We start from the raw sequence: 11723 nt of genomic DNA, 5'->3' as shown, positions 1-11723 counted from the left end.
TGAAATATGGATGGCAAACTATTTCTCGTACCAACGCCTATAGGCAATTTGGAGGATATGACCTTTAGGGCAATCCGTATATTGAAAGAATGCGATTTAATCCTGGCGGAAGATACCCGCACCAGTGCCCCCATGCTCAAACATTTCGGCATTGATAAAAGGGTTTTCTCGCATCACCAGCATAACGAACACAAAGCAACTTCTGAGATTATTAAATTTTTAAATGAAGGACAGAAAATTGCCTTAATATCCGATGCCGGTACACCTGCCATTTCCGATCCGGGTTTCTTTCTGGTGCGCGAGGCCATTAAAAATGATATTGCGGTAGAATGTTTACCCGGTGCAACCGCTTTTGTACCAGCTTTGGTAAATTCGGGTTTACCTGCCGATGCCTTTTGCTTTGAAGGGTTTTTACCGGTAAAAAAAGGCCGGCAGACCAAATTTAAAAAACTGGCCGAAGAAGACCGCACCATTATACTTTACGAAAGTCCGCATCGTTTATTAAAAACTTTAGAGGAGTTTGCGCAGTATTTAGGGGCCGACAGGCAAGCTTCGGTAAGCCGGGAACTCACCAAGATGTTCGAAGAAACCGTTCGCGGTACCTTGACAGAAATAAAATCACATTTTGAAAACAATACATTAAAAGGAGAATTTGTAATTTGCATAGCGGGAAAACCCAATGTTAAAAGCAAAAACAAATATGAAGATGCTGAAGAGTAGCATTTAAAACATAAACAACACATCAATTTTAAAAACATTATGATTGCAATAGATAGATTTTTAAGTGACGAACAAGACCCGAAAGCGGTTGAAAAAGTTATTGGAAAACTAAACGACCTGTTAACCGCGGGCGAAGAGATTTTATACCTGGCTGTACAGAAAAAACCTGCTGTAAACTTATTGCCCGATAGTATCGCGATATCTAACAAGCGTATTTTTTACTGCGAACCAGGTAACCTGGGATTAACCATGAATTTTAAAGACATTTCGTGGAAAAGCATTAAGGAAGTTTCTTTTAAAGAAGAGTTTTTCGGTTCTAAATTCATCTGTGTACCACAACACGGCGAAAATATTGTAACAGAATATATTCCAAAAGTACAGGCCCGCAAACTGCATCAGGCAGCCAATCAGCAGCTGGAAGAATATAAAGAACTGTTGCGCCAGCAAAAACTGGAAGAAAATCGTGCTACGGCATCTCCTATTAATTTAAATGCGCAACCCTTAGCCGAAATTCCCACCTATGAACCAGCTCCGGAGCCTGAAAAACCTCTAATCCAGATTGCTGAAGTGGTGGAGGAAGCAGAGGATGAAACTACATTAAAACTACGCAAACTTAAAACTTTGTATGATAAACACCTGATCACACAGGAAGAATACGAAGCTAAAAAATCGGCTATTTTAGATAGTTTGTAAACACTGTCATGCTGAGGCACGAAGCATCCCTAGCATAGTTGCACAGTACTTATAATAATAGAACAAGGTCGGTTCTCTGTCGCATAGAGATTCTTCCTGCGTCAGAATGACAAGTAATTTTATATGAAATCCAAACAAACCTATCTCCTTGCCTTAGTCAGCGCATTTTTGCTTTGGCTCGCCTGGCCACCAATGCCCTTTACCACGCCATTGCTATTAATTGCTTTGGTACCGTTATTTATCGCTTTCGATAACATTGCAAACGATACGACTAAAAAACAGGGGAAACGGATCTTTTTAACAGCAGGTTTAACCTTTTTGGTGTGGAATACGGCATCTATCTACTGGGTGTACAATGCCATAAGCGCTTACAATGGGTGGGCTGTAGCTTTACCGGTTTCATTAATTCCGTATGGTTTAGGTGCACTGTTAATGACATTTGCTTTTTGGTTGTATTACCGTTTGGGCAAATACATCAACAAAAAAATTGCATACCTGGGTTTAATCGCCTTTTACATTGCTTTGGAATATTTACAGCAAACCTGGGACCTCGCTTTCCCATGGATGACTTTAGGTAATGGTTTAGCAGGCATGCACCAACTGGCGCAGTGGTATGATCATACCGGTATTTACGGCGGTTCGTTATGGATTTTAGCAAGTAATATTTTAGCTTTTGAAGCTTATAAAAGGCTTAAAACGCAAACGGGCTATTTAAGATTTAGAACTTTTGGCATCTGGATTTTGGTGGTGATTATTCCTATCGCTATTTCACTAACAAAATACTTTAATGCCGAACAGAAAGGCACACCGAGCAATGTTGTGGTGGTTCAGCCAAATATCGACCCCTATCAAAAGCTGGAGAATATTCCGCCTGCCGAACAAATTGCTATTTTAACCCATTTATCCGATTCTATTGGTCAAACCAATACTGAGTATTTTATCTGGCCGGAAACAGCAATACCAAATTATGCCGACGAAGACCGTATCAGAAGTAATGCCGATTTCATTACGTTACAAAGTTTTCTGTCGAAATATAAAAACGGAACATTGATTACAGGTATCGAAAGCATCAAGACCTATCAGGATAAAAAAACCATTACGACCAAATTTGATAATCAGAGTGGCATTTATTTCGATAATTTCAATACCGCCATGCAGGTAGAAAATTCTGCAAATGTTCAGTTTTATCATAAATCCAAATTGGTACCAGGGGTAGAAAAAATGCCTTTCCCGAAAGTATTTTCATTTTTAGATGGTGTTTTCGCCCAATTGGGAGGTACAGTGGGCGGATGGGGCTGGCAGGATAAACCCAGTGTGCTCTACGCCCAAAGTGGCATCGGTGTTGCCCCTGTGGTTTGCTACGAAAGTTTATGGGGGGATTGGATTGGCGAACAGGTAAATGATGGCGCACAATTTATCGCTATTATTACCAATGATGGCTGGTGGGGAAATACAACAGGCAAAGATCAGCATGAAATGTACGCCAAACTCCGGGCAATTGAAACCCACCGCGATGTGGCGCGGTCTGCCAATACCGGTATTTCATGCTTCATCAATCAACGGGGCGATGTAACACAACAAACCAAATGGTGGACAAGGACAGCGTTAAAAGCCAACATTAACCTAAACGACGAGATTACTTTTTACGTAAAAAGCGGAGATATTATTGCAAAAATATTCAGTGTTTTAGCCATCATCTTAGCCTTAATTATTCCTTACAGAAAATGGGTAAAAAAATAAAAGCCCTAATTATTTTCCAATTTTAAAGCCATGCAACAAATAAAAAATATTAGATGGTCATTCCTGTTATTGATGTTAACACTAAATTTTGGTTGCGATCAGATTTCAAAAAAAATTGTCCGTAGCGAAATCAGCGATTACGAACACATTAGCATCATTAAAGACCATTTTACCTTATTAAAGGTAGAAAATACCGGTGCTTTTTTAAGTCTGGGCGATCAGATGCCATACTTTTTCAGGTTGATTGTTTTAACGGGTCTACCGCTTTTATTTCTGTGCTACGGCTTATATTATTTATTCGTTAAAAAGAATCTTCCTGTAACCATGCAAATTGCTCTTTGCTTTTTAATAGGTGGTGGTATTGGCAACCTCTACGACAGGATTATGTACGGATCGGTTACCGATTTTATGCACATGGATTTTTATATTTTCCAAACAGGCGTTTTTAATTTTGCCGATATTTCCATCATGATCGGAATTGGGATATTGCTGATTCAATCGTTCAGAAGCAAAGTGGTGAAAGAAGAAGCAACAGAGCCCGAAGTAGAATAAAGTCAATATTTCTTAACAAAAGAATTACCGGCTATACACAAACATATAATTATCTTTAGCTGTTAAACAATCTAAAAAACAACCAAAATAATTCCAATCATGAAAAGAAATGCAACAGCCGTTTGGCAAGGTTCTATTAAAGATGGCAATGGAAACATTACCACTCAAAGCACTACTTTAAACAATACCCAATATTCTTTTAACTCGCGTTTTGCAGAAGGTGTAGGAACAAATCCTGAAGAATTGATTGCTGCTGCACATGCCGGCTGTTTCACCATGAAACTATCTGCCAACCTCACAGGAGCAGGATTTACTGCCACTAAATTAGAAACCAAATGCGAAATCAACCTTGATCCTTCAAAAGGTGAAATCGTAGAATCGCACTTAACTTTAACTGCTTCGGTACCTGATCTTACACAGGAAAAATTTGATGAACTGGTTGCAGATGCTGAAAAAAACTGCCCGATTTCTAAATTATTGAATACAAGCATTACAGTTGATGCTACTTTAGCATAACACTTTCGTCATCTCGAGCGAAGCCGAGAGATCTGTCTCGAGATAGATCTCTCCGTTCCGCTGCGCTTCAGTCGAGATGATGTTTTTTATTGTATAATTACAAAAACTAAAAAATTAAGATTTATTATATAACTTAGCTTAATCATCTAAGTTAACATGAAAAAATCTCTTCTATTTTTAAGCTCAGCCTTACTTTTAAGCGGCTGCATCAGCTTTGCCCAAAAAAACGAACAAACCTTTACAATTACTTCAGACAATTATGCTGATAGTATCGATTTTAGTAAACCAATTACTGAAGGAGAATTACTCACAATAGCAAGAACGAGCAAAAATGAAAAAGTTAAGACTTTAGCCGTTCAAAATTTGACTGATGAATCCAATCTGTTTCACATTGCCGCTTTTGATAAAGATACCGTGATTGTAAAAATTGCCGTTGGTAAAATGAGCGACCAGTCTAACCTGTTCCATATCGCCAGTTTTAATCAGAATATTGCTACAAGAAAAATTGCAGTTGGCAAAATGACCGATGAATCAAATTTATTCCACATCGCTTCATTTGATAAAGATGCCGAACTAAGAAAACTGGCAGTTGTAAAAATGAACGATCAGGCTAACCTATTTCATATCGCCAGTTTCGATAAAGATGCTGCAACAAGAAAATTGGCAGTGAGTAAAATGGATGATCAGGCAAACTTATTCCACGTGGCCTGCTTTGATAAAGATGTAGCAACAAGAAAACAAGCTGTTAGCAAGATGAACGATCAGGCTAATCTAAATCATATCATCTCATTCGAAAAAGAAAGTGAGATCAGAGAACTTGCGTTAAATCAGCTGAGCCGCAATTAGTCAGTTGGCAGTTGGCAGTTAACAATTAGCTAAAAAACAATACAACAATTTAGCAATCCTAACAATCAACATTACAATCCAAAAAAACGCCCTACGCCATATATTTCCCTACAATAGGCATTCTTCTTCCCATGCCGAATGCTTTTGGCGATACCCTTAAAATAGGTGGCGTTTGGTAGCGTTTAAACTCGGCGATATTAACCATTCTCAAAATGCGCTGTACCAGTGCTTCATCGAAACCCTGCGCAATAATCGCTTTCGAACCTTGTTTTTTTTCAATATGCTGATATAATATTTTATCAAGGATTTCGTATTCAGGTAAAGAATCAGAATCTTTTTGATCAGGCCTTAACTCTGCTGAAGGTGGTTTAACAATGGTATTGATCGGGATGATTTCCCTTTCCTTATTGATATATCTGGCCAACTCGAAAACCTGCATTTTATACACATCGCCAATTACCCCGATTGCCCCGCACATATCGCCATACAGAGTACCATAACCTACAGCACACTCACTTTTATTTGAGGTATTAAGTAAAATATAACCAAATTTATTACTCATGGCCATATTAATGATGCCACGGATACGGGCCTGGATATTCTCTTCGGTAAGATTAAATGGTAACCCTTTAAAAGCCGGTGCCAAAATATGATCAAAAGCTTCTGCAACCTCTTTAATTGGTACAATTTCGTGCATGCAGCCAATGTTGTTTACCAAATCCAATGCATCCTGAACGGAATGATCAGAAGAAAACTTAGAAGGCATTAAAACAGCCATCACATTCTCCGGACCTAACGCCCGACAAGCCAGTGCGCAAACCACAGCAGAATCAATCCCGCCTGATAAACCTAATACCGCTTTACTAAAGCCCGATTTCCTGAAATAATCCTTGATGCCTAAAACAAGTGCGTCATGAATCTGTTCAATATCCGTCAGCCTTTCCGATTTCGGGTATTTATTGCGTACATTTTCAACTTCTTCGAGATCAAATACCTGAAGATCTTCTTCAAAATATTTCATTTCGGCTTTCATTTCGCCATCGGCATCGAAAACCAATGATCCTCCGTCGAAAATAATTTCAGTCTGCGCACCAACCTGATTTACATAAAATACGGGTAAATGGTATTTTTTTGCGTTATCGGCCAATACTTTAATGCGCTCATCATCGTGGGTATAAGAAAACGGCGAAGCAGCAATATTGATCATTACATCGGGCTGTTCTTTAATCAGCTCATCCATCGGGTTCGATACATACAAAGGATTATCGTTAATATTCCAAAGGTCTTCGCAAATGGTTAATGCAATTTTTTTCCCTTTAAAATCGATACAACTAAACTCTGTAGCAGGCTCAAAGTAACGGTATTCATCAAATACATCATAAGTTGGCAACAATGCTTTTTTTACTACAGCCTTTACTTTCGCATCTTCGATAAAATAAGCAGCATTAAACAGGTCTTTTCCCTGTAAAATCTCATTTTTAATCGGCAACCCCACAATACAGGCAATATCTGTACAATGTTTAGCTATTTCCTGCGCCGCATTTTCGCAAAGCACAATAAATTCATCAAACTCCAAAAAATCTCTCGGCGGATAGCCACAAATAGCCAGTTCGGCAAAAACAACAAGATCGGCTCCTTTAGCTTTCGCCAGCTGAATATGCTCTGTTATTTTTTGAGTATTGTTCTCAAAGTTTCCGATGTGGTAATTGAGTTGTGCTAGCGCTATTTTCATGCTGTTGGTATCAAGTATTGAGAAATAAGTATCAAGATTTAAGTATCAAGTGTTGAGTATCAAGATTTAAGTATCAGGTATCGAGAGTTAAGTATCAAGATTCAAGTATCAGGTATTGAGAGTTTAGTACAAAGATTAAAAGAACACACCGAAATTAAGTGCCAGATAGTGGTTTTTAACGGTCCTGTTTTTGTCGGTTACAATATTGGTAAAGCCATTATTAAAAGTTAAGCCGGCTACAATGCTGGTATTACCCGAGACATCAAATTCGCCACCACCACCGATAATCAATCCGGCACGGTAAAATTTGGTATAATCATTTATTTTCTCGTTGCTCAGGTTGGTACCACCGCCCACTGCGTCCTGTTTTGCACCTAAAAGAAATGAATTGGATAAACCAAACTGACCATACCAGCGCCTTCCCTCTTCTTTTATTGTTTTTAGTTTTACCGTTAAAGGCAAATCCAGATATTGAAGTTTATACTTTAAATCGTATGCTATCGGCACTGCAGCAGTATTCGGTCTGGTAATATTAGCAGGATCTACCTCTGTACTTTTACCGTTAATGGTTGTAATGGTTAAAGCAGTTGAAAAACTATAGTTTGGGGCAAAATTAAAATCGCCTATCAGTCCATAAGAAAAACCCAAAGCAATGCCATTGGTTTTACCCTGATCAGGTTTAATCCATCCAAAAGTTGGCGTAGCGGTTAAACCTAACCTGAAACCGTAATTGGTTAAAGGAGAATTTTGCGCCCAGGCGCCGAAACTCAGAAGAGACAAAATTAAAATGGTCGATATTCTTTTCATGCTATAGCTGTTTATATATATTTGTTCTACATGACTTATAACGTAAAACACTGGCAAATTTATCTAATTTTTCTTTTTGCCATCACATTTATTTCCTGCACACATAACAACAGGCCTGATGTAAGTAATATACAGGTAAATATTAAGATCGAAAGATTTGACAACGAGCTTTTTGCAGGGAAAAATAAAAATACCGATGCAGTTAATCAACAGCTTAGTTCGAAATATGGTGTGTTTTATGACGATTTTATCCACCGGATATTAGACAGTAAATACTCCAATACCGAATCGCTGGCCAATTTATACCGCGACCAGGCTTATACAGATTTAACCAAAGAAGTAGACAGCGTATTTCCGAACCTGAAAGCACAGGAAGAAGATTTGAACGAAACATTTAAATACATTAAATACTATTACCCAAAGGCGAAAATACCAAGGTTTATTTCCTTTGCATCGGGTTTTGCCTATCAAATGCCTGTTGGCGACAATTATTTGGGCATTGGCCTGGATATGTTTTTGGGGAAAGACAGCAAGTTTTACAAAGCCATCGTGCAAAGCATTCCGATGTACCTTTCTCGCAGGTTTGCACCCGAATATATTCTACCACGCGTGGCCGAAACCTATGCACATGAAGAACTTTTTGCAGAACCGGATGATAACAGAACACTTTTATCGAAAATGATTTTTCAGGGGAAAATTTTATATTTTCTGGATCAGGTGTTGCCGGAAAAAATAGGTGATTCTACAAAAATTGGTTACACGCAGCAACAACTAAATTGGGCCCAGAATTTTGAAGGTGATATTTGGGCATATTTTTTGGAGAACAACTTCCTGTATGAAACCGATTATCAAAAAATACAGGTGTTTTTATCTGAAGGACCGTTTACGCCGGGTTTAGGCGAAAACCGCGATTCAGCACCAAAATTGGGTGTATGGATGGGCTGGCAGATTGTAAAAAAATATATGGCGACGCATCCTGACGTTACCCTGCAACAATTGATGGCCAATAACGATACACAGAAAATTTTAAATCAATCGAAATATAAACCGAAGCAACAGAAGTAGTTGGCAATTTTCAGTTTACAGTTTTCAGTTGGTAATTATCAGTTTTGAGGGTCAAAAAACAATTTAACAATACACCAATTAGCAATATTAATCATCCTAAATTAAATCTATGAAAGTTGGCATTGTATTATCAGGCGGAGGCATCAGGGGAATAGCCCATTTAGGCGTTTTAAAAGCCTTTAGCAACCTGGGCATTACCTTTAGCCACATTAGTGGAACGAGTGCTGGTGCCATAGCTGGTGCTTTTTTTGCCGCTGGTATAGATCCGGAAGAAGGGCTTAACATTTTCCTTAAAACCAAACTCTGGCGTTTTGTTCGTCCGGCAGTAGGCTCTTTGGGGCTGATCAATATCGAAAACACAGCGCTGATTTTAAAGGAGTATTTTCCTGATGATACAATCGAGAAATTAAAAATACCCTTAACCATTGCCGCTGTAAATTTTAGCGAAGGCAGGTTGGTTTATTTTACCAAAGGACCACTAATCAGGGCGGTACACGCCTCGAGTTGTATCCCCGGGATTTTTAAACCCATTATGATTGACGGACAGATGTACGTGGATGGTGGAATTTTAAATAACTTTCCTGTAGAACCTTTAATGGAAGATTGTGATTTCATTATCGGCTCATCCTGCAACCACCTGAAACCTGTAGATAAAATTACCGGAATTACCAATTTAATGGGGCGTGCAGGTATTATGTCTATTAACCATGATATGGAAAGAAAGGCAAAATTCTGCAATGTATTAATCGAACCAAAAGGTCTGGGTGCCATCAGCACTTTTGATATGAAACGTGCTGAAGATATTTACTGGCTGGCGCACGAAGAAGCATTAATTACCATCAAAAATAGTCCAACCATTTCTGAACTCATCACAAAACCTTAGTTCATATCAGTTGATACTTAAATATAAGTAGTATTAATACTACTTATATTACACATAAAATAACATATATAAATAGTGTTTAAAATACACTATTGCAATAAAAATATTACATTTCTCTTGTAAGTATTGTAATATTATTTTACTTTAGGATTATACTTTGCAGATGCAGCGTATATAACCTAAACGTCTATCTATGTTTTTTAGTCTGATTATTCTTTTTCAGCAGAGAAGAATTCCTGTTTTTACGATCTTCTAACTTGATTTCCGTCAAAATAACAGATCATTAATTTTTACCTAAAAAAACCTAAAACATGAAATTCTTAAAATTAAATAAAACCCTGATTGCTGCATTGGCATTAACTACTGTATTATACTCTTGTAAGAAAGAAAAGGCTACTGAAGCGGCAGATTTGCAAAAACCAGAGCCCATGAGTGTTAATCAGCTTAGCAGCATCAAAATTTGTACAGAGAGGACTTTTGATGATGGCACTACTCCAAGAGGTGCGGTTATAAGATCATCAAAATGGACTAATGGCTCAACCATTAAAGTAAGCTTAAACGGAGGCACTGCAACTGTAAGGGCCAAAGTAATTCAGTTTGCCAAACAGTGGGAACAGTACGCCAACATCAAATTCAATTTTGTAACCAACGATAATACCGCTAAAATCAGGGTAACCTTTGCCAGCGGCGGTTCATGGTCTTACATCGGAAAATCGACACCAAGCACAGGTGCAACCATGAATTATGGCTGGCTAACAGATAATACTGCAGATTCTGAATATAGCCGTGTGGTAATACACGAATTTGGCCATGCCTTAGGTATGATCCACGAGCACCAGCATCCGTTAGTTAGCATCCCATGGGATAAACCAGCCGTTTATGCTTATTATGCTGCTGCACCTAATTACTGGGATCAGGCAACAACCGATAATAACATCTTTGCTAAATACAGCACCACACAAACCAACTACAGCGCCTACGATAAAAATTCAATTATGCACTATTCGGTTCCTAATGAATTAACTATCGGCGATTATGAAGTGGGATGGAATACTGTTTTATCACCAACCGATAAATCATTTATTGCTTCAGTATATCCGTTCTAGAAAATAATTATTGCACATAGTGGTTTTAACCGGCCACTATGTGTATTTTGCTTTGATAAAGCTCAAAAAATGCAAATTACTTTACGCACTTCCTTTTTAAGATATGCCATAACATGCCTGCTCTTTTTTCTGTTTTGCAATGCTTTTGCGCAGGAAACCCGTAAATGGAGTGTAAAACCATACCTTGGTTTTCAACAATCACGGTTCGATTGGTCTATAGCCGGCAATGCAAACGGAACCAACCCCAATGTGCTGTCAGAACTGATATGGGAGAAACTAAAAGGTCCCAGCTATGGTTTGGATATCAGTTATAAAATTATAGAAAAACTAACCGTTAAAGTTGCCAACCAATACAGCAACATTAGCAAAGGAGAGGCTACCGACACCGATTATGCCGATGACAACCGTCAGGGTGCATTTTATTATGATTTACTTAATGCTAATAAAGGCTATTTGTACAATATTGATCTGCAACTGAACTATAAACTGCTAAAAATGGGGGAATTTAGTATCAATCCTATCGTAGATCTTTCTTACAACCAGCAGAAATTCTACCTGTTAGAAAGTGCCAGTAACCCGGCAAGCAATGGCTTAAACTCTACTTACGAAGTCCGGTATAAAGATTTTGATTTTGGTAGTGAATTTGTTCTGAAAATGGATGCATTTAGCATCGGAGCTACAGTTTTAGGTGGATTTTACACCTACTCGGCCAAAGCGAACTGGAATTTAATCCCCGATTTTGAAAAACCGGTGAGTTTTACCCACAAAGCCAACTCTTTTGCTTTAAGTGGCGATATCAACCTTTCAGTGCCGTTGAATAAAAGTTTAAGTATAGAAGCCGATTATAAAATCAATAATATCAACACCTATTCAGGCGTTGATAAAGCTTATTTTAATAACCGTAATACTGAAGAAACCCAGTTTAATGGCGCAAGTTTTAGAAAAAATGCTGTTTTTGTGGGGTTGAAGTTTGATTTTTGATACAAGTAGTAGAAATGCATCGCATAATTTTAAGGAAAATCCTTCGACAGACTACTATTGACATTATCTAGTAATTCATTAA

The 11723-nt window shown here is 38.1% G+C and carries 12 protein-coding genes; 10 read left to right on the top strand and 2 right to left on the bottom strand.

What is annotated here, in order from left to right:
• The first annotated feature begins 6 nt into the window (after positions 1 to 6).
• From rsmI to DRW42_RS16875, 6 genes are all read left to right on the top strand, one after another.
• The gene (gene rsmI / locus DRW42_RS16900) at positions 7 to 720 is read left to right on the top strand and encodes a 16S rRNA (cytidine(1402)-2'-O)-methyltransferase (protein ID WP_113950012.1); all 714 of its coding nucleotides are present in this window, start codon (positions 7 to 9) and stop codon (positions 718 to 720) included.
• Positions 721 to 759: 39 nt separating this feature from the next.
• Entirely contained in the window at positions 760 to 1413 is a 654-nt protein-coding gene (locus tag DRW42_RS16895; protein WP_113950011.1) for a PH domain-containing protein, read from the top strand.
• A 123-nt stretch (positions 1414 to 1536) separates the two neighbouring features.
• Positions 1537 to 3153: an apolipoprotein N-acyltransferase gene (lnt, locus tag DRW42_RS16890; RefSeq protein WP_113950010.1), complete on the top strand. Its 1617-nt coding sequence runs from the start codon at positions 1537 to 1539 to the stop codon at positions 3151 to 3153.
• A gap of 30 nt (positions 3154 to 3183) precedes the next feature.
• Entirely contained in the window at positions 3184 to 3705 is a 522-nt protein-coding gene (lspA, locus tag DRW42_RS16885; protein WP_113950009.1) for a signal peptidase II, read from the top strand.
• A 99-nt stretch (positions 3706 to 3804) separates the two neighbouring features.
• On the top strand, positions 3805 to 4221 hold the full coding sequence (locus tag DRW42_RS16880) for an OsmC family protein (protein ID WP_113950008.1): 417 nt from the start codon (positions 3805 to 3807) through the stop codon (positions 4219 to 4221).
• Between the two features lie 156 nt (positions 4222 to 4377).
• On the top strand, positions 4378 to 5067 hold the full coding sequence (locus tag DRW42_RS16875; RefSeq protein ID WP_113950007.1) for a lipoprotein: 690 nt from the start codon (positions 4378 to 4380) through the stop codon (positions 5065 to 5067).
• A 91-nt stretch (positions 5068 to 5158) separates the two neighbouring features.
• Here the strand turns inward: DRW42_RS16875 and DRW42_RS16870 are convergent, their stop codons facing one another.
• Both DRW42_RS16870 and DRW42_RS16865 read right to left on the bottom strand, forming a co-directional pair.
• On the bottom strand, positions 5159 to 6799 hold the full coding sequence (locus tag DRW42_RS16870) for an NAD+ synthase (RefSeq protein ID WP_113950006.1): 1641 nt from the start codon (positions 6797 to 6799) through the stop codon (positions 5159 to 5161).
• A 135-nt stretch (positions 6800 to 6934) separates the two neighbouring features.
• Positions 6935 to 7606: a porin family protein gene (locus DRW42_RS16865; protein WP_113950054.1), complete on the bottom strand. Its 672-nt coding sequence runs from the start codon at positions 7604 to 7606 to the stop codon at positions 6935 to 6937.
• A gap of 30 nt (positions 7607 to 7636) precedes the next feature.
• Between DRW42_RS16865 and gldB the strand changes: the two genes are divergently transcribed.
• From gldB to DRW42_RS16845, 4 genes are all read left to right on the top strand, one after another.
• Positions 7637 to 8671, top strand: coding sequence for a gliding motility lipoprotein GldB (gene gldB / locus DRW42_RS16860; protein WP_113950005.1), 1035 nt, complete (start codon positions 7637 to 7639; stop codon positions 8669 to 8671).
• Positions 8672 to 8780: 109 nt separating this feature from the next.
• Positions 8781 to 9554: a patatin-like phospholipase family protein gene (locus DRW42_RS16855; RefSeq protein ID WP_113950004.1), complete on the top strand. Its 774-nt coding sequence runs from the start codon at positions 8781 to 8783 to the stop codon at positions 9552 to 9554.
• Positions 9555 to 9865: 311 nt separating this feature from the next.
• A complete protein-coding gene (locus DRW42_RS16850; RefSeq protein WP_113950003.1) occupies positions 9866 to 10660 on the top strand; it encodes a M12 family metallopeptidase in 795 nt (264 codons plus the stop codon).
• Between the two features lie 69 nt (positions 10661 to 10729).
• Positions 10730 to 11641, top strand: coding sequence for a hypothetical protein (locus DRW42_RS16845; protein ID WP_113950002.1), 912 nt, complete (start codon positions 10730 to 10732; stop codon positions 11639 to 11641).
• Positions 11642 to 11723 lie beyond the last annotated feature (82 nt).

This window comes from Pedobacter miscanthi (genome assembly GCF_003315595.1).
Taxonomy (GTDB): domain Bacteria; phylum Bacteroidota; class Bacteroidia; order Sphingobacteriales; family Sphingobacteriaceae; genus Pedobacter; species Pedobacter miscanthi.
This window is presented reverse-complemented; position numbering and strand designations above follow the sequence as displayed.